The sequence below is a fragment of the Pseudomonas sp. NBRC 100443 genome (assembly GCF_030268185.1).
In the GTDB taxonomy this organism is placed as follows: domain Bacteria; phylum Pseudomonadota; class Gammaproteobacteria; order Pseudomonadales; family Pseudomonadaceae; genus Pseudomonas; species Pseudomonas citronellolis.
Genome location: NZ_BSQE01000027.1, coordinates 1 through 25,174, shown reverse-complemented (window position 1 = coordinate 25,174; position 25,174 = coordinate 1). Strand labels below are relative to the sequence as shown.

Below are 25,174 nucleotides of genomic sequence, written 5' to 3'. Positions count from 1 at the left end.
CCCTCCCGCACGCTTGGCGTAGGGCGGATAACCGTTCGCGGTTATCCGCCGCCTGACCTTCGCATCCGCGCACTGCGAGCGCGGGCCGGAGCGCCTTTCAGAATCGTGGCGATGGGTATCGCTTCGCTCCACCCATCCTAGGGTTGTGTCTACCGAAGAATGTAGGAGTAACTGTCTTGCCGGCCGCGCCGAGATGCTCTTCGTAGGATGGGTTGAGCTTGCGAAACCCATGCGGTTGCGCTGATGGGTATCGCTTCGCTCAACACCATCCTACGGGGTGGTTTGCCGGCGTGGGTAGGAGCGGACCTGGTCCGCGATAGCTGGACATTCCGGCGCAATTCGCGGATGAGATCCGCTCCTCGCTGCTCTTCTGTAGGAGCGCGCCCTGCGCGCGAAATCGCGGGCAGGGCCCGCTCCTACAGGTGCGGGCGAAAGCCCATCCGCGGGAGCTGGATCACTCCAGGATTTCCACCGGCATGCCCACGCGCAGTTCGCCGCGGCCGAGGGGGAGCAGGTTCTGCCCGAGCAGCGCCTCGCCGTCCACCTGGCGGTACTTGAGCAGCGTCGCCAGGGGTTCGCGGTTGGGGTCGCGCTCGCCGGTGTGCGGGTCGATGGTGGTGAGGATGCAGCGGCCGCAGGGCTTGGCCACGCGGAATTCGACGTCGCCGATGCGGATGCGCTTCCAGCCGTCCTCGGCATAGGGCGCGCTGCCCTCCAGCACCAGGTTGGGGCGGAAGCGCAGCATCTCCAGGGGATGGCCGACGCGCGCGGCCAGGTCGTCCACCGAAGCCTGGCTCATCAGCAGCAGCGGGAAGCCATCGGCGAAATGCACCTTCTCGCCCGGCTCGGCATAGGCGGTGTCCACCTGCCGGGCGCGCTGCTCGGGGATCTCCACCAGCCGGCACGGGCGGCCGAGGAAGCGGCTCAGCCAGTCCGCCGCGGCCTCGCCGGCATCCGGCACCTGCAGGCTGTCGCGCCAGATGGTCACGCCACGCAGCGACTCGTCCACGCCGGGCACCGCCACCAGCAGGTCCTCCATGCCCGGCGCGCGCAGGCGCAGGGCCTTGCCGCCGTCCTGCCAGCGCGCCTCGATGCGGCCCAACTGCGGCAGCAGGCGCTGGGTGAGGAAGCGCCCGCTGGAAGCCTCCACCGCCATCCAGCGGCGGTCGCCCTGCAGGCCGAGGGCGTCCAGCCCGATGCGATCCAGGGGCTCGAACTGCCCGGACTTGAGCGGGTAACGGTAGAGGGCGCTGAGGGTGATCATGCTGACGGCTTCCTTGATGCGGCAAAGAAGCCGTTATACGGGGCAGAGCGGCGCCTCGCAATCGGCGCATCGCGGACCTGTCGGCGCGATTCGCGGATGAGATCCTACGGTTGAACTACGTACCTCACGGAAACCTGTAGGAGCAGGCCCTGCCTGCGATTCGCGCGCAGGGCGCGCTCCTACAAGGGCACGGCGTATGGGCGACCTGTAGGAGCGAGCTTGCTCGCGAACCAACCCCGCAGCGGAGCCGTTCGCGAGCAAGCTCGCTCCTACGAAAAGCCCATCAGCGCTCGGCCACGCTCAGGCGTGTGGCGCCCTGCTCGCCACGCGCGCGGCGGCGGGTGACCAGCAGGCCGGAGCAGACGATCAGCACGCTCAGCAACGCGGTGGCGGTCACTTCCACGCGGTGGTCCGGGCGCAGCAGCATCAGCACCAGGACGCCGACGATGAACAGGATCACGCCCCAGGTCAGCCAGGGGAACAGCCACATGCGGTACTGCGGCACCTGGCCCTCGGCGTTCATGCGCTTGCGCATGCGCAACTGGGAGATGGCGATCACCAGGTACACCAGCAACGCGATGGCGCCGGAGCTGGCCATGAGGAAGCCGAACACCTGGGCCGGCACCAGGTAGTTGGCGATCACCGTGGCGAAGGCCGCTGCGGTGGACAGCAGCACCGCCACCACCGGGGTGCCGGCGCGGCTGGTGATGCGCGCGGCGGCCGGGGCATCGCCGCGGCTGCTCAGCGAATAGAGCATGCGCGAGGCGGTGTACAGCGACGAGTTCAGGCAGCTGGTCACCGAGGTCAGCACCACCACGTCGATCAGCGCCTTGGCGTGGGGCACGCCGAGCACTTCCAGCACGGTCACGTAGGAGCCGTCGGCGGCCAGTCGCGAATCGGTCCAGGGCACCAGGGCGACGACGATGAAGATCGACAGGATGTAGAACAGGGTGATCCGCCAGATCACCGAATTGGTGGCCTTGGAAATCTGCTTTTCGGCAGCGTCCGATTCGGCGGCGGCGATGGTCACCACTTCCGCGCCGAGGAACGAGAACATGGTGATCAGCATGGCGCTGAGCACCGCGCCGAAGCCGTTGGGCATGAAGCCGCCGTTGTCCCACAGGCGCGACACGCCGCTGACGCCGGCATCCGGCAGCAGGCCGAGGATGGCGCAGGCGCCGAGGAGGATGAAGCCGACGATGGCGATCACTTTCACCAGCGCCAGCCAGAACTCGAACTCGCCGTAGTTCTTCACGCTGAACAGGTTGGTCACGGTGAGCAGCAGGGTGATGGCCAGGGACAGCACCCAGATGTCCAGCTGCGGCACCCAGCTGTTGATGATGGTGGCGGCGATGTTCGCCTCGATGGGGATCACCAGGACCCAGAACCACCAGTATAGCCAGCCGATGGTGTAGCCGGCCCACTTGCCGATGGCGCGGTCGGCGTAGGTGGAGAAGGAGCCGGTGTCGGGCGACGCCACGGCCATCTCGGCCAGCATGCGCATGACGATCACCACCAGGGCGCCGGCCAGCATGTACGCGAGGATGGCCGCCGGGCCCGCCTCAGCGATGGCGCGGCCGGAGCCGACGAAGAGGCCGGCGCCGATCACGCCGGCGATGGACAGCATGGTCACATGCCGCGATTTCAACCCATGGCTCAGGTTGTTCTTGTTGAGCTGTTGCATGGTCTCACCTTGTAAAGCTGCGTCCCTGCGGCGGAAATGGCCCGGCCCACCCGTGCGTGGGCACGGGCGGGTACGGGGTCCGTCTTTGTTCTCTTCGGCGCGGCCCCTTCAGGGAAAGGGACCGCGGCGCACGCGGAGGAACCTCAGGCCAGTTCGTCGAAGCACTCGCCGATGATGCCCAGGCCGCGCTGCAGGTCGGCGTCGCTGACGGTCAGCGGCACGAGGATGCGCAGGACGTTGTAGTAGGTGCCGCAGGACAGCAGCACCAGGCCCTTGTCGCGGGCCTTGGCGACGATCCTGGCGGTCAGCTCGGCGGCCGGGGTCCGGCCGTCGGCTTCGAACAGTTCCACCGCGACCATGGCGCCGAGGATGCGCACGTCGCCGACGCTGGCGTGGCGCTCGCCGATCCGGCGCAGGCCGGCGCCGAGGATCTCGCCCACGGCCTGGGCGCGCTGCAGCAGGTTTTCTTCCTCGAAGGCCTCGATCACCGCCAGGGCGGCGGCGCAGGAGATCGGGTTGCCGGCGTAGGTACCGCCCAGGCCGCCCGGGGCCACCGCGTCCATCAGCTCGGCCTTGCCGGCCACGCCGGCCAGCGGGAAGCCGCCGGCGATGGACTTGGCGAAGGTGGTCAGGTCGGCGGCGACGCCCATCTGCTCCATGGCGAAGAAGGTGCCGGTGCGGCCGGCGCCGGTCTGCACTTCGTCGGCGATCAGGACGATGCCGTGCTCGTCGCACAGCGCGCGCAGGCGCTGCATGAAGTCCTTCGGCGCCGGGTTGAAGCCGCCCTCGCCCTGCACCGGCTCGAGGATGATCGCGGCGATGTCGCGCGGCTGCGCGTCGTTCTTGAAGATGCGCTCGATGCTGGCGATGGCGTCGTCCACCGATACGCCGTGCAGCGCGTTCGGATACTGCGCGCGGAACACGCCGCCGGGCATCAGGCCCAGGCCGGCGGAGTACGGCACGACCTTGCCGGTCAGGGCCAGGGTGTAGTGGGTGCGGCCGTGGTAGGCGCCGGTGAAGGCGATCACGCCGCTGCGGCCGGTGGCGGCGCGGGCGATCTTGATGGCGTTCTCCACGGCTTCGGCGCCGGTGGTCACCAGCAGGGTCTTCTTCTCGAAGTCGCCGGGAATCATGCCGTTGATCTTCTCGGCCAGGGCCACGTAGCCCTCGTAGCCGAACACGTGGAAGCAGGTGTGGGTCAGCTTGGCCATCTGCGCCTGCACGGCGGCCATCACCTTCGGGTGCAGGTGGCCGGTGTTGAGCACGGCGATGCCGCCGGCGAAGTCCAGGTATTCGCGGCCTTCCACGTCCCAGATGGTGGCGTTCTCGGCGCGCTCGGCGTAGATCTGGTGGATCTGGCCGACGCCGCGCGGGATGGCGGCCATGCGCCGTTGTTGCAGGCTCTGGTTGCTGTTCATGCTGTCTCCAGGTCAGGAATGGGTGGGCGGACGCGCGTTACACGCCGATGCACAGGTATTTGATTTCCAGGTAGTCCTCAATGCCGTACTTGGAGCCTTCGCGGCCCAGGCCCGAGGCCTTGATGCCGCCGAACGGCGCGACTTCGTTGGAAATGATCCCGGTGTTGATGCCGACGATGCCGTACTCCAGCGCCTCGCCGACGCGGAACACGCGGCCCAGGTCGCGGGCGTAGAAGTAGGCGGCCAGGCCGAATTCGGTGTCGTTGGACATGGCGATCACCTCGGCCTCGTCCTTGAAGCGGAACAGCGGCGCCAGCGGGCCGAAGGTCTCTTCCTTGGCCACGGCGGCGTCGTTCGGCACGTCGACCAGAATGGTCGGCTCGAAGAAGGTGCCGCCCAGGGCGTGCGGCTTGCCGCCGGCAACGACCTTGGCGCCCTTGCTCACGGCGTCGGCGATGTGTTCCTCGACCTTGGCCACGGCCTTGGCGTCGATCAGCGGGCCGGTGGTGATGCCCTGCTCCAGGCCGTTGCCGATGTTCAGCTTGGCGACCGCTGCCTTGAGTTTCTCGACGAAGGCGTCGTACACGCCGTCCTGGATGTACAGGCGGTTGGCGCAGACGCAGGTCTGGCCGTTGTTGCGGTACTTGGAGATCAGCGCGCCTTCGACGGCGGCATCCAGGTCGGCGTCGTCGAAGACGATGAAGGGCGCGTTGCCGCCCAGCTCCAGGGAGACTTTCTTGATGTCCTTGGCGCACTCGGCCATCAGCTGGCGGCCGATTTCGGTGGAACCGGTGAAGGTCAGCTTGCGCACGATGGGGTTGCTGGTCAGCTCGCCACCGACTTCGCCAGCGCTGCCGGTGACCACGCTGAACACGCCTTTCGGGATGCCGGCGCGCTCGGCCAGCTCGGCCAGGGCCAGGGCGGAATACGGCGTCTGCGAAGCGGGCTTGAGCACCATGGTGCAGCCGGCGGCCAGAGCCGGGCCGGCCTTGCGGGTGATCATCGCCGAGGGGAAGTTCCACGGTGTGATGGCCGCGGTGACGCCGATGGGCTGCTTGATCACCATCAGGCGCTTGTCCGGCTGGTGGCCGGGGATCATGTCGCCGTAGACGCGCTTGGCCTCTTCGCCGAACCACTCGAGGAAGGAGGCGGCGTAGGCGATCTCGCCCTTGGCTTCGGTCAACGGCTTGCCCTGTTCGAGGGTCATCAGGCGAGCCAGGTCGTCCTGGTTCTCGATCATCAGCTCGAACCAGCGGCGCAGCTTGTTGGCACGGTCCTTGGCGGTCAGCGCGCGCCAGGCCGGCAGGGCGCGGTCGGCGGCCTCGATGGCGCGGCGGGTCTCGGCGGCGCCCATCTTCGGCACGCTGCCGATGATTTCGTTGCTGGCCGGGTTGTTGACCTTGAGGGTCTGGCCGTTGTCGGCATCCACCCAGGCACCGTCGATGTAGGCCTGCTGGCGGAACAGGCTGGAGTCTTTGAGTTGCACGCGTTCTTCCTCGTTATCGGCGGCGGGCGGCTCAGCCGGCAGCCCGCAGGTTGTTGTCGGGGGTGGCGGCCCTGGCGAAGTCGCCGCCTTGGGCTGCGACCTGTTCGCGGACCTTCTCGACGATGTAGGCGCCGATCGGGATGGCCGAAGTGGCGGCCGGCGACGGCGCGTTGCAGACGTTGACGCTGCGCCTGGTGTTGACGAAGAGGAAGTCGTCGATCAGCTTGCCGTCGCGCGACACCGCCTGGGCGCGCACGCCGGCCGGGTACTCGGTGAGGTCGCTCTTGACGATGCTCGGGCAGTACTTCTGCACTTCCTTGAGGTAGCCGCCCTTGAACAGCGAGTTCTTCATCTCGATCAGGCCCGGGCGCAGGTTCTTCGCCAGCACCTTGAGGATGCCCGGCGAGGTCAGTGTCTCGAACAGGTCGGAGAAGCTGACGTCGGTCTTGCGGTAACCCTCGCGCTTCATCGCCAGCACCGCGTTGGGGCCGACGGTGACGGTGCCGTCGATCATCCGCGTCAGGTGCACGCCGAGGAACGGCATGGACGGGTCGGGGATCGGGTAGATCAGGTGGTTGACGATCTGGTTGTGCTGCTTGGGCAGCAGGTAGTACTCGCCGCGGAACGGGCAGATGATGAACTGCGGCTCCAGGCCCAGCATGCGCACGATGCGGTCGGCCATCAGGCCCGAGCAGGTGACCAGGTAGCGGCCGCGGAATTCGTTGTCGGTGGTGCGCACCACCACTTCCTCGGCGCGCTCGTCCAGCGCCGTCACCTCGGCGTTGTAGCGAATCTCGCCACCGGCGGCCTGGAACTCGCGGCCCATGGCGGCGGTGACTTCGGCGTAGCTGACGATGCCGCTGGAGGGCACGAAGATGCCGCCCATGCCGACGATGTTCGGCTCGCGTTCGCGCAGCTCGCCGGCGCTCAGCCAGTGGCGCTCCAGGCCGTTGGCCGCGGTGCGTTCCCAGAGCGCCCGCATGCGCTCCATCTCCAGCTCGTTGGTGGCCACCAGCAGCTTGCCGCATTCGTCGTAGCGGATGCCGTGCTTGTCGCAGAAGGCCTTGGTGGCCTTGTTGCCGGCCAGGCAGAACTTCGCCTTGAGGCTGCCGGGGGTGTAGTAGACGCCGGCATGGATCACGCCGCTGTTGTGCCCGGTCTGGTGGCGGGCCGGGCCGGATTCCTTCTCCAGCAGGAGGATCTTCGCGTCCGGGTAGACCTGGGTGAGTTGCATCGCGGTGGACATACCGACGATGCCGCCGCCGATGATGATGAAATCGTACACAGCCATTACCTCGCGCACTGGCTCAGCTGAAAAAGACCCACAGGAGCGGGCCGCCGGCGAAGACCGTGCGCGGACCTTCGCGGGCGAGCCCGCTCCTGTGGCAAGGGTGACGCTGTCGGAATTACTGGCCGCGCTGGTACAGCGGTTTCTGGTAGGCGATGTAGCCGCGCTGGCGCATCAGCTCGCGGCGCAGGCCCTCGTGCGGGGTGAAGCGGTCGCGGCCGTGCAGCCAGAACAGGTTGTTGATCAGCAGGAAGCAGCCCTGGGGCACCGGCACCGAGAGCTTGGCCGGGCTGGTTTCCAGGGAGTCGGACAGGGCATTCAGCCAGATGCCTTCCTCGAAGTCCTTCGGCTGCACGAACTGGTCGATGTAGCGCATGGTCGGGCGGCCTTCGGCGTCGCAGTCGAACACCGCGTGGAACACGTCCTCGCTGACCTTCTTGCTCGGCGGCGCGGTCCAGCGCATTTCGCGGCGGGCCAGCGGGTGGCGGTAGAACTCGTCCAGCTCGTTCCAGTCGTCCAGGTGCAGCAGCAGCGAGTTGCCGCCCTCCATGTTCTTCTCTTCGATCTTCATCATCAGCACGTAGTCGGTGATCTGATTGACGAAGGTGCCGTCGTTGTGCAGCTCCATCACGCGGTGCGGCTGGCGCAGGTAGCTGTCGGAGTTGTCGCTGTTGACCACCACGAAGCGGGCGTAGAACTGGCCGCTCATGGCGTCGTAGTTGGAACGGCCGATCAGGTGCGCGATGGCGGTGGAGAACTTGACCATGTCCTCGGCCTGGGCCACGTCGTCCAGGCCCTCGGGCTTGACCAGCATGCCGCCGGTGGCGCGGTCGAGGATGGTGTTCAGCAGCACCGGGCGCAGGGTGCCTTCGCACAGCTCGTCGAGGATCTGGGCAACGCGGAAACGCAGGAACGACTTGTACTCCAGGGCCTGCACCGGCCATTGCGCCACCGCCTCGACGAAAGCCTGCACGGTTTCACGGGCGAAGGTCAGTTCCAGCAGGCGCGGCGACTGCGCCGAGGGCGCTACCGAGTAGCCGCGGGTCTCCAGCGGCAGGGGCATGGCGAGGTCCTGGATGGAGGTGAAGGCGTTCATGGCGGTGTCCTGGCAATGATGGGGTGGCGCCGTCCGGCAATGACCTGGATCAGGCGGGCAGGAGAAAAGTATCGTCACAAACTAAAAATGTCTACATTTTTATTTTTCGACGACAAATAGACATCCTGTCTATTGTTTTTCGTCCATACGACATTTGGGTATGATCCAGCGCAAATCCCCACAGGAGCTGGATTTGGAAGCGATCGCCCCCCGTCAGAACTCGGCCGTCAGCGGTTACGAGTGGCTCAAGAAGGACATCATCCGCGGCGTCTTCAAACCCGGCGAAAAGCTGCTGATGAGCACCCTGAAGGAGCGCTACGACCTGGGCGTGGGCCCGCTGCGCGAGGCCCTGTCGCAACTGGTGGCGGAGCACCTGGTGGTGGCCATCAGCCAGAAGGGCTACCGCGTGGCGCCCATGTCGCTGGAAGAGATGCAGGACATCTACGACGCCCGCGCCAACCTGGAAGCGATGATCGTCGGCCTGGCCATCCAGCGCGGCGACGATGCCTGGGAGGCGCAGGTGCTGGCGCACTCGCACACCCTGGCCAAGGTGGTGGAGGTGAAGACCCGCGAGCAGCGCCTGGACGTCTGGGACGAGCGGCACAAGGCCTTCCACACCGCCATCGCCCAGGGTTGCGGCTCCAAGCACCTGCTGCAGGCGCGTACCTACCTGTTCGACCAGGCCGAGCGCTACCGCCACCTGTGGCTGACGCACACGGTGTTCTCCGAGCAGGCCCTGGAGCTCAAGCGCCAGGAGCACGCCGCGCTGGTGGAGGCGATCCTCGCCCGCGACGCCGCGCGCACCAGCGAGATGATGCGCAACCACCTGATGACGCCGGTGCCGATCATCGCGCAGATCATGCGCAACGGCGGCCTGGGCGAAGCCGCGCGCTGACGCCGGGCGTCGGCCGGCGCCACCCGCCGCGGCCGCAGCGCTAGACTGAAACGACGCCCCGCCGAGGGGCCGCCCGCCCCGGGCCGGCAATGACGCGCGAACCGCGGCTGCCGGCACGCGCCCGTCCCGGGCCGGCGCCTGCCCTGCCCCGCTGTTCGCCGCGCGTATGGAGAACCGGCACCTCCCGCCATCCACCCGGAGCCCCCGCCGCCGCGCGGGCGCCCGATAGCGGAGGAGTTGCCATGGACGAAGCCAAACTCAACGACTTCATGGGCCGCCTGGTCGCCGACATGGGCGGCGCGGCCATGCTGGCGAACGTCATCCTCGGCGACGAACTGGGCCTGTACCGGGCCATGGCCGACAACCAGCCGGTGAGCCCGCAGGCCCTGGCCGAGCGCACCGGCTGCAACCCGCGGCTGCTGCGCGAATGGCTCAGCGCCCAGGCCGCCGCCGGCTACCTGGAGCACGAAGGCGGCAACTTCCGCCTGCCCGAGGAACAGGCCATGGCCCTGGCCATCGAGGATTCGCCGGTGTACGTGGCCGGCGGCGCCAGCGTGCTGGCCGCGCTGTACCAGGACAAGGACAAGCTGCTGGCCGCCATGCGCGGCGACGGCGCCCTGCCCTGGGGCGACCACCACCCCTGCCTGTTCCGCGGCACCGAGCGTTTCTTCCGCCCCGGCTACCGCGCGCACTTGGTGGACGAGTGGCTGCCGGCGCTGGACGACGTGGTGGCCAAGCTGCAGAACGGCGCGCGGGTGGCCGACATCGGCTGCGGCCACGGCGCTTCCACGGTGATCATGGCCCAGGCCTTCCCAGCCTCGCGCTTCGCCGGCTTCGACTACCACGCGCCCTCGGTGGAAACCGCCAGCCAGCGCGCCCGCGAGGCCGGCGTCGAGGACCGCGTGGCCTTCTCCCAGGCCAGCGCCAAGGACTACCTGGGCGAGTACGACCTGATCTGCTACTTCGACTGCCTGCACGACATGGGCGACCCGGTGGGCGCCGCCCGCCACGCCTTGCGCCACCTGGCGCCGGACGGCACGGTGCTGCTGGTGGAGCCCTACGCCGGCGACCGCCTGGAAGACAACCTGACGCCCATCGGCAAGCTGTTCTACGCCGCCTCGACCTTCATCTGCACGCCCAACTCGCTGTCCCAGGAAGTGGGCCTGGGCCTGGGCGCCCAGGCGGGCGAGGCGCGGCTGCGCGCGGTGTTCGAAGAAGCCGGGTTCACCCGCTTCCGCCGGGCGGCGGAGACGCCGTTCAACCTGATCCTGGAGGCGCGGCCCTGAGCGGTAGGTGCGGATAATCGCGGACGGAGTTCCTACAGTTTCAGGTAGCACGGTCGTAGGAGCGGACCTTGTCCGCGATAGCCGGACGCACCGGCGCGATTCGCGGATAAGATCCGCTCCTACGCCATTCCCGGCACCGTGCCTCCTGTAGGAGCGGGCCCTGCCCGCGATTCGCGCGCAGGGCGCGCTCCTACATGGGAATGGCGCGGGTGGGGCTGCGTAGGGCGTATAACCGTTCGCGGTTATCCGCCGCCTCACCTTTCTCACCGACCCTGCCTCGGTCGATCCGGGGGAATGCGTGACCCACGCCAAGCTCGACACCGAGCGAGCCGGTAACCAAGGTCAAACGGCGGATAACGCCGTAGGCGTTATCCGCCCTACGGGTTTCAGGCGCGGAAATGGCTCGGCGGCTGGCCGCTCCAGCGCTGGAAGGCGTGGCGCAGGCTGGCGGTTTCGCTGAAGCCGAGTTCCTCGGCGATGCGGTAGATGGGCATGTCGCCGCCCTGCAGCAGTTCCTTGGCGCGGGCGAAGCGCAGTTCGTCGAGCAGTTGCTGGTAGCTGGTCTGCTGTTGCTGCAAGTGCCGGCGCAGGCTGCGCGAGGAGCAGTTCAGGCGCCGCGCCAGTTCCTCCAGGCCCGGCGGCGACTGCAGGCGCTCGCCGAGGATGCCGCGGACCTTGTCCAGCCAGGCACGGCGGGCGGCCAGGTCGACGTTCTGCCGGCGGCACTGTTCGAGCATCTCGCGGTGCGTCACCGGATCGGCCAGCGGCAGGCGGCGCTCCAGCCAGGCGGCGGGGAAGCCGAAGGCGCTGCGCGTGGCGCCGAAGCGCAGGCCGCAGGCGAAGCCTTCGGCGTAGGCGGCCTCGCGCTCGGGCGGGCCGGCATAGTCGAACTCCGCGCACAGCAGCTCCAGCGGCTGGCCCAGCAGGTCGCCGCAGGTGACCTTCATCGAGCCCAGGCACAGTTCGGTGTTGAACGGCCGCAGGGCCTCGTCCTCGCTGTAGCCGGTGGCCACCAGCCAGGCCACCTCGCCTTCGACCTGCAGCGACAGGTGGAAGTAGGTGCCCAGCAGCACCGGGTAGCTCAGGCCGATGCGCAGCGCCTCGCCCAGGGTCGGCGCCGAAAGCAGCGCATAGCCCAGCAGGCCGTAGGCGGAAATCCGCGTGCGCAGGCCCAGGCGCAAGCCCAGGGCGGGCTCGGCGGCCAGGCGCTCGGCGTTGGCGAACACCTGCTGCTCCTGCCAGGGGCTGACCAGGCGGCGCAGGTCCACCAGGTCGGCGGCGGTGATGCCGCTGCCTTCGAGGATGCTGTCGCACTCATGGCCTTCGGCTTCCAGCAGGGAAACCGTCAGGGTGGTCATGTGCAGGGAGTTGAGCCAGGTGTTGCGGGAAAAACTGGTTCCGGTCATGTCTTGCCCATAGGAGCGCTGCGCCGTGCCCGCGATGTTACCGTCGCGGGCATGGGATTTGGCAAGGCAAAGGCAGCAATTGCAGGAGCGGGCCCTGCCCGCGATTCGCGCGCAGGGCGCGCTCCTACAGGGGAGCGCGATGGTTGGCGCAGCGGACTCAACCGCGCGAAAGGAAGCGCATCCCCTCTTCCAGCCCGCGCAGGGTCAGCGGGTACATCTGGTCCTTCACCAGTTCGCGCACCAGGTTGGTGGAGGCGGTGTAGTTCCAGGTGTCCTTCGGGTACGGGTTGATCCAGATGAGCTTCTTGTACTTCTCCATGAAGCGCTGCATCCACACGTAGCCGGCTTCCTCGTTCCAGTGCTCGACGCTGCCGCCGGCCTGGGTGATCTCGTAGGGCGCCATGGCCGCGTCGCCGACGAACACTACCTTGTAGTCCGGCCCGTACTTGTGCAGCAGGTCGAAGGTGGCGGTGCGTTCGCTGGTGCGGCGCAGGTTGTTCTTCCACACCGACTCGTAGATGAAGTTGTGGAAGTAGAAATATTCCAGGTGCTTGAACTCGGTCTTGCAGGCCGAGAACAGTTCCTCGCAGACCTTCACGTGGGCGTCCATGGAGCCGCCGATGTCCAGCAGCAGCAGGAGCTTCACAGTGTTGCGCCGCTCCGGGCGCATCTGGATGTTGAGCAGCCCGGCGTCCTTGGCCGTGTGGTCGATGGTGCCGTCGATGTCCAGCTCTTCCGCCGCGCCCTCGCGGGCGAACTTGCGCAGGCGGCGCAGGGCGATCTTGATGTTGCGCGTGCCCAGCTCGACCTGGTCGTCGAGGTTCTTGTACTCGCGCTGGTCCCACACCTTGGCCGCCTTGCCCTGGCGCTTGCCGGCGTCGCCCACGCGGATGCCCTCGGGGTTGAAGCCGCCGGAGCCGAACGGGCTGGTGCCGCCGGTGCCGATCCACTTGTTGCCGCCGGCGTGGCGTTCCTTCTGCTCCTCCAGGCGCTTCCTGAACTCCTCGATGAGCTTGTCCAGGCCGCCCAGGGACTGGATCTGCGCGCGCTCCTCGTCGGTCAGCAGGCGCTCGAACTCCTTGCGCAGCCATTCCTCGGGGATCAGCGCCTTGAGGTGGTCGTCGAGCTTCTCCAGGCCCTTGAAGTAGGCGCCGAAAGCCCGGTCGAACTTATCGAAATGGCGCTCGTCCTTCACCATGATGGTGCGGGCGAGGTAGTAGAACTCGTCCATGTCGGCGAACACCACGCGTTGCTGGAGCGCGTTGATCAGGTCCAGCAGCTCGCGCACCGACACCGGCACCTTGGCCGCGCGCATTTCGTTGAACAGGTTGAGCAGCATGGCTGCACCCTCGTGTATTCGTTGACACCCAAAATCGTTCCAGGGGTGGCGAGCTAGAGCCAGGCAAGGCGGGGGCAGGCGAGGAAGCGGAGTTTACGACTGTAAATGAGCATTCCTGGCCTGCCCCCAACGCAGCATGGCCGACGCGCAGCCGTCCCTGGGGCGATTTTTCAGCGTGAAGCGCGGCGGCTCATGAAAGCCAGGCGCTCGAGCAGCTGCACGTCCTGCTCGTTCTTCACCAGGGCGCCGGCCAGCGGCGGGATGGCCTTGGTCGGATCGCGCTCGCGCAGCACCGCCTCACCGATGTCGTCGGCCATCAGCAGCTTCAGCCAGTCGACCAGCTCGCTGGTGGAGGGCTTCTTCTTCAGGCCCGGCACCTTGCGCACGTCGAAGAAGATGTCCAGCGCCTCGCTGACCAGCGAGGCCTTGATGCCCGGGTAGTGCACGTCGACGATCTTCTGCAGCGTCTCGCGGTCGGGGAAGGCGATGTAGTGGAAGAAGCAACGGCGCAGGAAGGCGTCCGGCAGCTCCTTCTCGTTGTTCGAGGTGATGATGATGATCGGCCGCTGTTTCGCCTTGATGGTCTCGTTGGTCTCGTAGACGTAGAACTCCATCTTGTCGAGTTCCTGCAGCAGGTCGTTGGGGAACTCGATGTCGGCCTTGTCGATCTCGTCGATCAGCAGGATGACGCGCTCGTCGGCCTCGAAGGCCTCCCAGAGCTTGCCCTTCTTGATGTAGTTGCGCACGTCGTGGACCTTGTCCACGCCCAGCTGCGAGTCGCGCAGACGGCTCACCGCGTCGTACTCGTAGAGGCCCTGGTGGGCCTTGGTGGTGGACTTGATGTGCCAGGTGATCAGCTTGGCGCCGAAGGCTTCGGCCAGCTGCTCGGCGAGCATGGTCTTGCCGGTGCCCGGCTCGCCCTTCACCAGCAGCGGGCGCTGCAGGGTGATGGAGGCGTTGACCGCCAGCTTGAGGTCGTCGGTGGCGACGTAGGACTGGGTGCCTTCGAACTTCATCGGGGAATCCTCGAACGGTATCGGCCGGGCCGCTGCCCGGGCTGCAGGAACTGGGAGACAGACTGCGACTATACCGCGCAGCTCCGTCGACTGTGAACGTAGGCATGGCATTCAGTCACTGAATGCACAGCCATTCATCCATTCGTCGAAGGCTACCGGCGCGTACCACCCTCTCACCGGGGCCGCCGGCCTGGAGCCGACCTTTCCGACGGTTTCGCGGCTTTACGGCCAGGGCGCCGGGGAATAGGCTGGTGGGTCAGCATCGATCCACAAGGACACCCATCATGAGCCGCATCTTCGCAGACAACGCGCAGTCCATCGGCAACACGCCGCTGGTCCAGATCAACCGCCTGGCCCCGCGCGGCGTCACCATCCTGGCCAAGATCGAGGGCCGCAACCCCGGCTACTCGGTGAAGTGCCGCATCGGCGCCAACATGATCTGGGATGCCGAGTCCAGCGGCCGCCTGAAGCCGGGCATGACCATCGTCGAGCCGACCTCCGGCAACACCGGCATCGGCCTGGCCTTCGTCGCCGCCGCGCGCGGCTACAAGCTGATGCTGACCATGCCTTCGTCGATGAGCCTGGAACGGCGCAAGGTGCTCAAGGCCCTGGGCGCCGAGCTGGTCCTCACCGAACCGGCCAAGGGCATGAAGGGCGCCATCGCCAAGGCCGAGGAACTGGTGGCCAGCGACCCGGCCCAGTACTTCATGCCGGCGCAGTTCGACAACCCGGCCAACCCGGCGATCCACGAGAAGACCACCGGCCCGGAAATCTGGAACGACACCGACGGCGCGGTGGACGTGCTGGTGGCCGGCGTCGGCACCGGCGGCACCCTCACCGGCGTGTCGCGCTTCATCAAGAACACCAAGGGCAAGCCGATCCTCTCGGTGGCCGTGGAGCCGACCAGCTCGCCGGTGATCAGCCAGACCCTCGCCGGCGAAGAGCTCAAGCCCTCGCCGCACAAGATCCAGGGCATCGGCGCCGGCTTCGTGCCGAAGAACCTCGACCTGGCCATGGTCGACCGCGTCGAGCTGGTCGGCGACGACGAGGCCCGCAGCATGGCCCTGCGCCTGATGCACGAGGAAGGCATCCTCTGCGGCATCTCCTGCGGCGCCGCCATGGCCGCCGCCGTGCGCCTGGCCGAGGAGCCGGCCATGCAGGGCAAGACCATCGTGGTCATCCTCCCCGACTCGGCCGAGCGCTACCTGTCGAGCATGCTCTTCGAAGGCGTGTTCGACGAGCAGGAAATGGTGCAGTAAGCCCCCGCGCCGCCCCACTGCGGGGCGGCGCCCCGCGCGGCGGCCCTTTGCCACTGTCTGCGGACCCGCGGGCAACCGCGCCCCCTCCAAATCCTCCGGCAATCCGGTTATTCCTTGAGCAGCCGCGGCCCCACCCCGGCCGCGCCACTACCGTTTGCCGTCAGGAAACAACAATGAAAACGACCGCACCGCTGTCCAGTGCCCTAGCGCTTTCCCTCACCCTGGGCGTCGCCGCCGGCGCCCAGGCCGAGTCCCTGAAGATCTACAACTGGTCCGACTACATCGCCCCCGACACCGTCGCCAACTTCAGCAAGGAAACCGGCATCCAGACCACCTACGACGTCTACGACAGCAACGAGACGCTGGACGGCAAGCTGATGACCGGCAAGTCCGGCTACGACATCGTGGTGCCCTCCAACCACTTCATGGCCAAGCAGATCCAGGCCGGCGCCCTGAAGAAGCTGGACAAGAGCCAACTGCCCAACTGGAAGAACCTCAACCCGGTGCTGATGAAGGCCCTGGAGGTCAACGACCCGGGCAACCAGTACGGCTTCCCCTACCTGTGGGGCACCACCGGCATCGGCTACAACCCGGCCAAGGTCAAGGAAGTGCTGGGCGCAGACGCACCGCTGGACTCCTGGGACCTGTTCTTCAAGCCCGAATACATGCAGAAGCTGGCCAAGTGCGGCGTCGCCGTGCTGGACAACGGCCCCGAGCTGCTGCCCATCGCCCTGAACTACCTGGGCCTGCCGCACCACAGCCAGAACCCCGAGGACTACAAGAAGGCCGAGGAAGCGCTGATGAAGGTTCGCCCCTACATCGCCTACTTCCACTCCTCGAAGTACGTCAGCGACCTGGCCAACGGCAACATCTGCGTGGCCGTCGGCTTCTCCGGCGACATCCTGCAGGCCGCCACCCGCGCCAAGGAAGCCAGGAACGGCATCGAGATCCACTACTCCACGCCCAGGGAAGGCTCGCCGCTGTGGTTCGACATGATCGCCATGCCGGCCGACGCGCCCGACGAGAAGGCCGCCTACGCCTTCATGAACTACCTGCTGCGCCCGGAGGTGATGGCCGGCATCAGCAACTACGTGCACTACGCCAACGGCAACCTGGCCTCCGAGCCGCTGGTGGACGCGGCGATCAAGGCCGACCCGGCGATCTACCCGCCGCAGGACAAGATGGCCAAGCTGTTCGCCCTGCAGTCGATGCCGATGAAGATCGACCGCCTGCGCACGCGCATCTGGACCAACGTCAAGACCGGCAAGTAAGCCTCCGCGCGAGGTACTGAACGAACGGGGGCGGCGACGCCCCCGTTTCCTGACCGGCCGGTCGGCCACGCCGCTTTCGCCGCCCCCCGAGTCTGGCTAAGCTCGCTGCACATCCCATGAACGAGATGCGCCCCATGAGCCATGCCCAGATCGCGCAGACCATCCTCGACGGCTTCGACGTCTACCGCGAGCGCTTCAAGCAGATCACCGACGGCGCCCAAGCGCGCTTCGAGCAGGCGCAGTGGCAGGAGATCCAGCGGACCTCGGCCGAGCGCATCGACCTCTACGAGGAAAAGGTCGCCGAGACCGTGGCGCGGGTCGGCAGCCGCTTCAGCCCGGCGGAGCTGCTGGACGTGGAGCGCTGGCCACTGATCAAGAGCGCCTACATCGCCCTGATCGACCCGCGCAACGACGACGAGCTGGCGGAAACCTGGTTCAACTCGATCTTCTGCGGCCTGTTCAGCCACGACAACATCAGCGACGGCACCATGTTCGTGCACACCACGCGGCCGTCGCTGCGGCCCCATGCGCGCGACCCGCACACCCGCCTCTACCGGCCCCGGGGCAACCTGCGCCAGGCGCTGCAGCAGATCTTCGCCGACTACCGCTTCCAGGTGCCCTACGAGGATGCCGAAGGCGACCTGGCGCGCCTGGACGCCCTGCTGCACAGCAACCTGCCGGACTGGGTGTGCAAGGACCCGGAGCTGGCCCTGGAGCTGATCGGCTCGGTGTTCTACCGCAACAAGGGCGCCTACCTGGTGGGCCGCCTGTTCACCCCCGACGAGCAGTGGCCGCTGGTGTTCCCGCTGATCCACCGCGAGGGCCGCGGCATCCGCTTCGACACCGTGATCACCGACGAGGCGGAGGTGTCGATCATCTTCTCCTTCACCCGCTCCTACTTCATGGTCGACGTGCCGGTGCCGGCGGAGCTGGTGGCCTTCCTCAAGCGCCTGCTGCCGGGCAAGCACATCGCCGAGCTGTACACCTCCATCGGCTTCTACAAGCAGGGCAAGAGCGAGTTCTACCGCGCCCTGATCAACCACCTGGCGAGCACCGACGACCGCTTCGTCATGGCCCCCGGCGTGCGCGGCATGGTGATGAGCGTGTTCACCCTGCCCGGCTTCAACACCGTGTTCAAGATCATCAAGGACAACTTCAACCCGGCCAAGACCGTGGACCACGCCACCGTGGTGCAGAAGTACCAACTGGTAAAGAACCACGACCGCGTCGGCCGCCTGGCCGACACCCAGCAGTTCGCCGACTTCCGCTTCCCGGTGGCCAAGTTCGAGCCCGAGTGCCTGGCCGAACTGCTGCAGGTGGCGCCTTCCACGGTGGTGATGGAGGGCGACGTGGTGCTGATCCGCCACTGCTGGACCGAGCGCCGCATGACCCCGCTGAACCTCTACCTGGAGCACGCCACCGAGGCCCAGGTGCACGAGGCGCTGTACGACTACGGCCTGGCCATCAAGCAGCTGGCGGCGGCGAACATCTTCCCCGGCGACATGCTGCTGAAGAACTTCGGCGTCACCCGCCACGGCCGCGTGGTGTTCTATGACTACGACGAGATCAGCTACCTCACCGAGGTGAACTTCCGCCACATCCCGCCGCCGCGCTACGAGGAGGACGAGATGTCTTCCGAGCCCTGGTATTCGGTGGGGCCGATGGATGTGTTTCCCGAGGAGTTTCCGCGCTTCCTGTTCGTCGACCTGAAGCTGCGTCGGTTGTTCGCCAAGTTGCATGGCGATCTCTATGACGCGGATTACTGGAAGGGGCTGCAGGCGCAGATACGGGCGGGCAAGGTGATAGACGTGTTCCCCTATCGGCGTAATGAGTTGCCGGAGAGGGTGTTGGAGGAGTAGGAGCGAGCTTGCTCGCGAACCCCGCAGTCACTGGGTTCCCGCATTCGCGGGAATGATGAGGGGGAGATGGGCGTCTCAGGATAACTCCAAACTCCCCACCCCCTCCGAACAGCCCCCTCTCCCTTCAGGGAGAGGGTTGGGGAGAGGGCGCTCTTACCCCCCAACACCGCAGCCACCGGTAACCACTGTTCGCGAGCAAGCTCGCTCCTACAAAAAAATCCGTTCACCCCCGAAACGCCTGCCGATAGGCACTCGGCGATACCCCCAGCGCCGCGCTGAAATGCTGCCGCAACGAAGCCACCGAACCGAACCCCGCCAGCACCGCCACCTCCGCAATCGGCTGCTCGGTGGACTCCAGCAGCCGTTGCGCCAGGGCCAGGCGTTCGCCGCGCAGCCAGTCGCCCAGGGTGCTGCCGGTGAGCTGGCGGAAGTGCCGGCTGAAGCTGCGCCGGCTCATCAGCGCGCGTTCGGCCAGGCTGTCCAGGTCGTGGGGCTGGTCTAAGCGTTCGCGTACCCAGTCGAGCAGGCCGGAAAGGCGGTTGTCCCGCGCCGTGGCCGGCAGCGGCTGTTCGATGAACTGGGCCTGGCCGCCCTGGCGGTGCGGCGCCACCACCAGGCGGCGGGCCTGCTGGTTGCTCAGGCCGGCGCCGCAGCGCTGGCGCAGCAGGTGCAGGCAGCAGTCGATGCCGGCCACGGTGCCGGCGGAGGTGAGGATCGGGCCATCGTCGACGTAGAGCACGTCCGACTCCACCCGCACCTGGGGATAACGCTGGGTGAAATAGTCCGCCCACAGCCAGTGGGTGGTGGCGCGGCGGCCGTCCAACAGACCAGCCTCGGCCAGGACGAAGGCGCCCAGGCACAAGCCCACCAGTTGCGCGCCGCGCGCATGCGCAGCCACCAGGGCGTCGAGCAGGGCCTGCGGCGGGCGCTCCGCCGGCTCGCGCCAGCTCGGCACTATCAGGGTATCGGCGGTTTCCAGCGCCTCCAGGCCGTGGCGCGTATCGATGGCGAAGCCGGCCGTGGTGTTCAGCGGCCCCGGCTCGGCGGCGCAGACCTGCAGTTCGAAGCGCGTGCGCGTCCCGCCCGGGTCGCCCTCGCCGAACACCAGGCAAGGCACCGAGAGGTGGAAGGGGCTGATCTGGTCGAAGGCCACCACGGCCACGCGATGGGTTTCCATGGGCATCATCCGGGCAAGGCTTTGGCCCGATTCTAGCGAAAGCTGTCTTTCGGGCCACTCACGCCGACCGCCGGCCCCTGCGCAGAATGGCCCCATCCCCACTCCAGCGGAGACACCCAGCATGAGCAACGCCCCGAAACGCGCCCTGATCGTCATCGACGTGCAGAACGAATACTTCAGCGGCAACCTGCGCATCGAATACCCGCCGGTCGGCGACTCGCTGCCCAACATCCTGCGCGCCATGGACGCCGCCCACGCCGCCGGCATCCCGGTGGTGGTGGTGCGCCACCAGGCCCCGGCCGGCGCGCCCATCTTCGCCCCCGGCAGCCACGGCGTGGAACTGCACCCGCAGGTGGCCGATCGCCCCCGCGACCTGCTGCTGGACAAGAGCAAGGCCAGCGCCCTCAGCGGCACCGGGCTGGGCGACTGGCTGCGCGAACGCGGCGTCGACACCCTGACGCTGGTCGGCTACATGACGCACAACTGCGACGACTCCACCGCCCGCCAGGCCGCCCACGAAGGCTGGCAGGTGGAATTCCTCGACGACGCCAGCGGCTCGCTGCCCTACGCCAACAGCGCGGGCGCGGCCACTGCCGAGGAAATCCACCGGGTGTTCAGCGTGGTGCTGCATTCGTCGTTCGCCGCGGTGGCCAGCACCGCCGACTGGCTGGCGGCAGTGGCAAGCGGCAAGGCCCTGGAGCGCGACAACATCTACGCCTCCAACCAGCGCGCCATCAACGCCCGCAGCTAGGAAAACGGCGGATAACGCCGTGGCGTTATCCGCCCTACGCGAGGACCATCATGGACGTAGGGCGAATAACCATTCGCGGTTATCCGCCGCCTGACCGCCCTCCCCGTCCCGCACGGCGTCCAACCGGCCCTCATCAGTTCCAATGCCGCCGCGCGACGTTGCGGTTGTCCCCCAGCCCCGCCAGCGCCCCGACCGAAACGATCAGCAGCTCGACGATCCAGGCCAGCAGCAAACCGCCGCCCAGGGCCCAGCCGATCGCCTCCGGCGCCAGCACCACCTGGTAGCTGTAGCCGTCGAGGGTCTCCTGCAGCAGCTCGCGGTTCGGCGCGCTCAGCAGGTGCCAGGCGCGGGCGTACCAGGGGCCCTGCAGGGCCTGCCATTCCCTGTCGAACAGCTTGGCGCGGCGCAGCAGGCGCTCGACGTTGTCGCCGTCGCGCTGGAACACCGGGTCCGGGCTGCCGCGGTAGTGCGCCACCAGGGCGTCGAGGTCGCCCTGGAAGTAGTGGCCGGCGGTGTTGCGATAGCCCTCCAGGGCCTGCAGGGCTTCCTGGCGGTGGGCATCGACGCGGATCGAATAGTCCTTGATGAAGCCCGGCACCTGCACCCCGACCAGCAGGCCGAGGGCGAAGAGCACCAGGCGGATGTAGCTGCGCAACATGGGAGTCCCCCTCTCAGACGCGGCCCTGATCGAGAATCTCGCCGCGCCACCAGAGCATCCACTCGCCGCTCTGCTGCACCGACCAGTGCTCGTTGTCGGTCAGCGGTTCGGTGGCGATCACCGTGACCACGTCGTTGGGCGTGGTCTCGGACTGGAAGTCCACGGTCAGGTCGGCATCCTTCAGCCGCGCCGGGCCGAAGGGCGCGCGGCGGGTAATGTACGCCAGCTTGCTGGAGCAGAAGGTGAACAACCAATCACCGTCGCTCAGCAGGCAGTTGAACACGCCCTTCTGCCGGTACTCGGCGCAGGCGCAGACCAGCGTCGGCAGCAGCACCTCCACCGGCACCGGCTCGGGGAAGGCCCGGCGCACGCGGTTGAGCAGGTCGCAGAAGGCCGCCTCGCTATCGGTGTCGCCCACCGGCCGGTACAGCCCCGGCGGCGGCGCGAAGTCGGCCAGCTGGCCGTTGTGCGCGAAGGTCCAGTAGCGCCCGCCCAGTTCGCGCACGAAGGGGTGGGTGTTGGACAGGCAGACCTTGCCGACGTTGGCCTGGCGGATGTGGCCGATCACCGTCTCGCTCTTGATCGGGTAGCGCTGCACCAGGCGCGCCACCTCCGACTCGACGCTGGCGCTCGGGTCCTGGAACAGGCGCACGCCGCGCCCCTCGTAGAAGGCGATGCCCCAGCCGTCGCGGTGCGGGCCGGTGCCGCCGCCGCGCTGCATCAGGCCGGTGAAGCTGAAGACGATGTCGGTGGGGACGTTGGCGCTCATGCCGAGCAGTTCGCACATGGTCAGCGCTCCTGTGGCAGGCGGTCGCCCGGCACGCGGTGGAAGGTGAAAGGGGAAATCAGGCGCCGGCCTGGCGTGGAGGTCTTGGGCTGCATCGGGCTCGTTCCGCTACGGCTATGCCGCCATGCTGAACGCCGGGCGGGCGCCGCGCAAGGGCGCCGCCGGGGTCGCTCAGAGGCGCGGCTCGATGCGCATGCCGCGGTTGCCGTTGCGCTCGTCGGCGCGGCTGTCGTCCACGTCGGGCATCAGCTGCGGCTGCATGAGCTGGCGCATGGTCGGCTCGTTCTCCGCCTCGGCGCGCTGGCGGCGGTTGCGCGCGGCACGCTCGATGGGCCAGCGCACGGCGACGAAGATCAGGTACACGACGAAGGCCGCCAGCAGCACCAGGGCCAGGTCGGACACGGCGCGCCAGGCGTTGTTGCCCACCTTGAACAGCACGTCCAGGGCGGTGATGGCGATGGCCGGGGCGTATTCGTTGTTGGCCGGGTCGACCGGCGTCGGGGTGAACAACAGCACGAGCACGATCACCCGCAGCGGTTCGCGCAGCCAGCGCCACATCCAGCCGGTCATCAGGAACCAGACGACCAGGAGTCCGAAAGCGGCGAACAGGTAGACGCCCCAGGCGAGTTGATAATCGTGTTCGTTCATGCGCGTGCGTGCGATGGCGGCGGAAGGGGGCTTATGATAGCCGCTTTTCCCCACGGGTGCGCAGCCGGGTGTCACCCCTGCCCCGCCAAGGAGCCGCCATGACCGACCGCCAGCCCCCCGTCGCCCGCCGCGAAGCCGCCGCCGATCCCTACGCCTGGCTGCAGCAGCGCGACAGCGCCGAAGTGCTCGACTACCTCAAGGCGGAAAACGCCTACCTCGAAACCGAACTGGCCGGCCAGGCCGAGCTGCGCGAGCAGCTGTTCCAGGAGATCAAGGGGCGCATCCGCGAGACCGACCTGTCGCTGCCCTCGCCCTGGGGCCCGTGGCTGTACTACCAGCGCACCACTGCCGGCGACGAGTACCCGCGCCACTACCGCTGCCCGCGCCCGGCCGGCGACTCGCTGAGCGTGGACGAAAGCGCCGAGCAACTGCTGCTGGACCCCAACGAGCTGGCCGCCGGCGGCTTCCTCTCCCTCGGCGCCTTCAGCATCAGCCCCGACCACTCGCGCCTGGCCTACAGCCTGGACACCAGCGGCGACGAGATCTACCGCCTGTACGTCAAGGACCTGGCCAGCGGCGCCGTGGAGGAACTGCCCTTCGACGACTGCGACGGCAGCATGACCTGGGCCAACGACAGCCGCACCCTGTTCTTCGGCGAGCTGGACGACACCCACCGCCCGCACAAGCTGTACCGCCACACCCTGGGCGAACCCGGCGCCGAGCAGGTGTTCGAGGAGCGCGACGGGCGCTTCTTCCTGCACTGCTACCGCGCCAGTTCCGAACGCCAGCTGGTGCTGCTGCTGGGCAGCAAGACCACCAGCGAGGCCTGGGTGCTGGATGCCGAACAGCCGCGCGGCGAATTCCACTGCATCGCCCCGCGCCAGGAAGAGCACGAGTACCACGTCGACCACGGCCTGCTGGACGGCGAGTGGACCTGGTTCATCCGCAGCAACCAGGGCGGCATCAACTTCGCCCTCTACAGCGCCAGCGAAGCGGCGCCCGGCCGCGAGCACTGGCGCGAACTGATCGCCCACCGCGACAGCGTGATGCTCGAAGATCTCACCCTCAACCAGGACGCCTTCACCCTCAGCCTGCGCGAGGGCGGCCTGCCGATCGTCGAGGTCCACGCCGCCGGCCAGGCGCCGCGCCGCGTGGAGCTGCCGGACGCGGCCTACAACCTGTACGTGCAGGACAGCCTGGAATTCCACAGCACGGCCATCCGCCTGCGCTACGAGGCGCTCAACCGCCCCGCGCAGATCCGCCAGTTGGGCCTGCTCGACGGCGCCCAAAAGGTGCTCAAGGAAACCCCGGTGGAAGGCCCGTTCGACGCCGACGCCTACGAAAGCCGCCGGCTCTGGGCCGCCAGCGTCGACGGCGTGCAGGTGCCGATCAGCCTGGTGGCGCGCCGCGAGGTGCTGCAGGGCATCGCCGCCGGCCGCCCGGCGCCGCTGTACCTGTACGGCTACGGCGCCTACGGGGCGAGCTTCGATCCCTGGTTCTCCCATGCCCGCCTGAGCCTGCTGGAGCGCGGCTTCGTCTTCGCCATCGCCCACGTGCGCGGCGGCGGCGAACTGGGCGAGGCCTGGTACCGCGCCGGCAAGCTGGCCAACAAGCAGAACAGCTTCAGCGACTTCATCGCCTGCGCCGAGCACCTTTGCGCCGAGGGCTACAGCACGCCGCAGCGGACCGTGATCAGCGGCGGCAGCGCCGGCGGCCTGCTGATGGGCGCGGTGCTCAACCAGCGCCCGCAGCAGTTCGCCGCGTGCATCGCCGAGGTGCCCTTCGTCGACGTGCTCAACACCATGCTCGACCCGGACCTGCCGCTGACCGTCACCGAGTACGACGAGTGGGGCAACCCGCAGGAGCACGAGGTGTACGAGCGCATCCGCGCCTACGCGCCCTACGAGAACGTCTGCGCCCAGGACTACCCGGCGCTGCTGGTGGTGGCCGGCTACAACGACAGCCGCGTGCAGTACTGGGAAGCGGCCAAGTGGGTGGCCAAGCTGCGCGCCAGCAAGACCGACGACAACCTGCTGCTGCTCAAGACCGACCTGGGCGCCGGCCACGGCGGCATGAGCGGGCGCTACCAGGGGCTGAAGGACGTGGCCCTGGAATACGCCTTCGTGCTCAAGGTGCTGGGCCTGCTGGAGGCGGCCTGATGCCAGGTGGCATAGAGCCTGTCTGGCGCTGAGCCGGGGTGGGAGAAGAGCCGGTTCGGTGTGTTGCTGTTCGCGTGGTTTCTCTATTCAAGAGCACCCTCACCCCAGCCCTCTCCCGCAAGCGGGAGAGGGGGCTGTTCGTGCCACCGGGGCGTCCGGCGTGGCCGGTGAATCCCATCGCGGACAAGGTCCGCTCCTACACCCGTGCGTCCCTGGAACCGCGGACCTTGTCCGCGATTCGGATTTCCAGAGAAACATCCGAGCGCACCCAAACGCCCCTTCAGCAGGCCGAGCGAAACCGGCGCTCAGGAGGTCATGCGACATGGATGTCGCGAGAGCCCCGATGGGCTACAGGGACGTACCCTCGGGGCGGGCCTCCGTGGCGGGGGAGTTCGCGAGGGTAGCCCGGCTCCATCGGGCCCGTATG

The 25,174-nt window shown here is 67.8% G+C and carries 20 protein-coding genes; 7 read left to right on the top strand and 13 right to left on the bottom strand.

From position 1 onward, the window contains the following. Positions 1-454: 454 nt before the first annotated feature. From QSJ95_RS27475 to glaH, 6 genes are all read right to left on the bottom strand, one after another. Positions 455-1,264: an MOSC domain-containing protein gene (locus QSJ95_RS27475; RefSeq protein ID WP_285646712.1), complete on the bottom strand. Its 810-nt coding sequence runs from the start codon at positions 1,262-1,264 to the stop codon at positions 455-457. Positions 1,265-1,547: 283 nt separating this feature from the next. Then, positions 1,548-2,948, bottom strand: coding sequence for a GABA permease (gene gabP, locus QSJ95_RS27470; RefSeq protein ID WP_285646710.1), 1,401 nt, complete (start codon positions 2,946-2,948; stop codon positions 1,548-1,550). Positions 2,949-3,091: 143 nt separating this feature from the next. Then, a complete protein-coding gene (gene gabT / locus QSJ95_RS27465; protein WP_285646708.1) occupies positions 3,092-4,366 on the bottom strand; it encodes a 4-aminobutyrate--2-oxoglutarate transaminase in 1,275 nt (424 codons plus the stop codon). 37 nt (positions 4,367-4,403) lie between these two features. After that, a complete protein-coding gene (gene gabD, locus QSJ95_RS27460; RefSeq protein ID WP_058072837.1) occupies positions 4,404-5,852 on the bottom strand; it encodes an NADP-dependent succinate-semialdehyde dehydrogenase in 1,449 nt (482 codons plus the stop codon). Between the two features lie 31 nt (positions 5,853-5,883). Further along, positions 5,884-7,137 carry an L-2-hydroxyglutarate dehydrogenase gene (gene lhgD / locus QSJ95_RS27455; RefSeq protein ID WP_285646704.1) on the bottom strand — a complete coding sequence of 418 codons (1,254 nt, stop codon included), beginning with the start codon at positions 7,135-7,137 and terminating at the stop codon, positions 5,884-5,886. Between the two features lie 121 nt (positions 7,138-7,258). Then, on the bottom strand, positions 7,259-8,236 hold the full coding sequence (glaH, locus tag QSJ95_RS27450) for a glutarate dioxygenase GlaH (RefSeq protein WP_043312793.1): 978 nt from the start codon (positions 8,234-8,236) through the stop codon (positions 7,259-7,261). A 193-nt stretch (positions 8,237-8,429) separates the two neighbouring features. On the opposite strand from glaH, the gene csiR reads away from it, so the two are divergent. Next, entirely contained in the window at positions 8,430-9,131 is a 702-nt protein-coding gene (gene csiR, locus QSJ95_RS27445) for a DNA-binding transcriptional regulator CsiR (protein ID WP_193395128.1), read from the top strand. A gap of 242 nt (positions 9,132-9,373) precedes the next feature. Next, a complete protein-coding gene (locus QSJ95_RS27440; protein ID WP_285646700.1) occupies positions 9,374-10,417 on the top strand; it encodes a class I SAM-dependent methyltransferase in 1,044 nt (347 codons plus the stop codon). A gap of 386 nt (positions 10,418-10,803) precedes the next feature. On the opposite strand, the gene QSJ95_RS27435 is transcribed toward QSJ95_RS27440, so the two are convergent. The 3 genes from QSJ95_RS27435 to QSJ95_RS27425 form a co-directional block, all read right to left on the bottom strand. Next, complete coding sequence (locus QSJ95_RS27435) at positions 10,804-11,823, bottom strand: AraC family transcriptional regulator (RefSeq protein WP_285646698.1); 1,020 nt, start codon at positions 11,821-11,823, stop codon at positions 10,804-10,806. A 157-nt stretch (positions 11,824-11,980) separates the two neighbouring features. Further along, the gene (locus tag QSJ95_RS27430; protein WP_285646696.1) at positions 11,981-13,162 is read right to left on the bottom strand and encodes a vWA domain-containing protein; all 1,182 of its coding nucleotides are present in this window, start codon (positions 13,160-13,162) and stop codon (positions 11,981-11,983) included. 170 nt (positions 13,163-13,332) lie between these two features. After that, positions 13,333-14,178 carry an AAA family ATPase gene (locus QSJ95_RS27425; RefSeq protein WP_058072841.1) on the bottom strand — a complete coding sequence of 282 codons (846 nt, stop codon included), beginning with the start codon at positions 14,176-14,178 and terminating at the stop codon, positions 13,333-13,335. Positions 14,179-14,462: 284 nt separating this feature from the next. Here QSJ95_RS27425 and cysK point away from each other — a divergent pair, with 284 nt between their 5' ends. From cysK to aceK, 3 genes are all read left to right on the top strand, one after another. After that, positions 14,463-15,437, top strand: coding sequence for a cysteine synthase A (gene cysK / locus QSJ95_RS27420; RefSeq protein ID WP_285646694.1), 975 nt, complete (start codon positions 14,463-14,465; stop codon positions 15,435-15,437). Between the two features lie 173 nt (positions 15,438-15,610). Further along, entirely contained in the window at positions 15,611-16,708 is a 1,098-nt protein-coding gene (locus tag QSJ95_RS27415; RefSeq protein ID WP_043312786.1) for a polyamine ABC transporter substrate-binding protein, read from the top strand. Positions 16,709-16,842: 134 nt separating this feature from the next. Beyond that, positions 16,843-18,567 (top strand): bifunctional isocitrate dehydrogenase kinase/phosphatase, encoded by a 1,725-nt coding sequence (gene aceK, locus QSJ95_RS27410; protein ID WP_390895857.1) that lies wholly within the window; start codon positions 16,843-16,845, stop codon positions 18,565-18,567. Positions 18,568-18,790: 223 nt separating this feature from the next. Here aceK and QSJ95_RS27405 read toward each other — a convergent pair whose 3' ends face one another. After that, complete coding sequence (locus QSJ95_RS27405) at positions 18,791-19,744, bottom strand: GlxA family transcriptional regulator (protein WP_285646690.1); 954 nt, start codon at positions 19,742-19,744, stop codon at positions 18,791-18,793. Positions 19,745-19,865: 121 nt separating this feature from the next. Between QSJ95_RS27405 and QSJ95_RS27400 the strand changes: the two genes are divergently transcribed. Beyond that, on the top strand, positions 19,866-20,495 hold the full coding sequence (locus QSJ95_RS27400; protein WP_285646688.1) for a cysteine hydrolase family protein: 630 nt from the start codon (positions 19,866-19,868) through the stop codon (positions 20,493-20,495). A 133-nt stretch (positions 20,496-20,628) separates the two neighbouring features. On the opposite strand, the gene QSJ95_RS27395 is transcribed toward QSJ95_RS27400, so the two are convergent. From QSJ95_RS27395 to QSJ95_RS27385, 3 genes are all read right to left on the bottom strand, one after another. Next, positions 20,629-21,153 (bottom strand): DUF2937 family protein, encoded by a 525-nt coding sequence (locus QSJ95_RS27395; RefSeq protein WP_285646686.1) that lies wholly within the window; start codon positions 21,151-21,153, stop codon positions 20,629-20,631. A 13-nt stretch (positions 21,154-21,166) separates the two neighbouring features. Beyond that, positions 21,167-21,940, bottom strand: a complete 774-nt coding sequence (locus tag QSJ95_RS27390; RefSeq protein WP_009623588.1) for a class II glutamine amidotransferase — start codon at positions 21,938-21,940, stop codon at positions 21,167-21,169. Positions 21,941-22,111: 171 nt separating this feature from the next. Beyond that, positions 22,112-22,588 carry a hypothetical protein gene (locus QSJ95_RS27385; protein ID WP_009623590.1) on the bottom strand — a complete coding sequence of 159 codons (477 nt, stop codon included), beginning with the start codon at positions 22,586-22,588 and terminating at the stop codon, positions 22,112-22,114. A 98-nt stretch (positions 22,589-22,686) separates the two neighbouring features. Here QSJ95_RS27385 and QSJ95_RS27380 point away from each other — a divergent pair, with 98 nt between their 5' ends. Further along, positions 22,687-24,747 carry a S9 family peptidase gene (locus QSJ95_RS27380; RefSeq protein ID WP_285646683.1) on the top strand — a complete coding sequence of 687 codons (2,061 nt, stop codon included), beginning with the start codon at positions 22,687-22,689 and terminating at the stop codon, positions 24,745-24,747. Positions 24,748-25,174 lie beyond the last annotated feature (427 nt).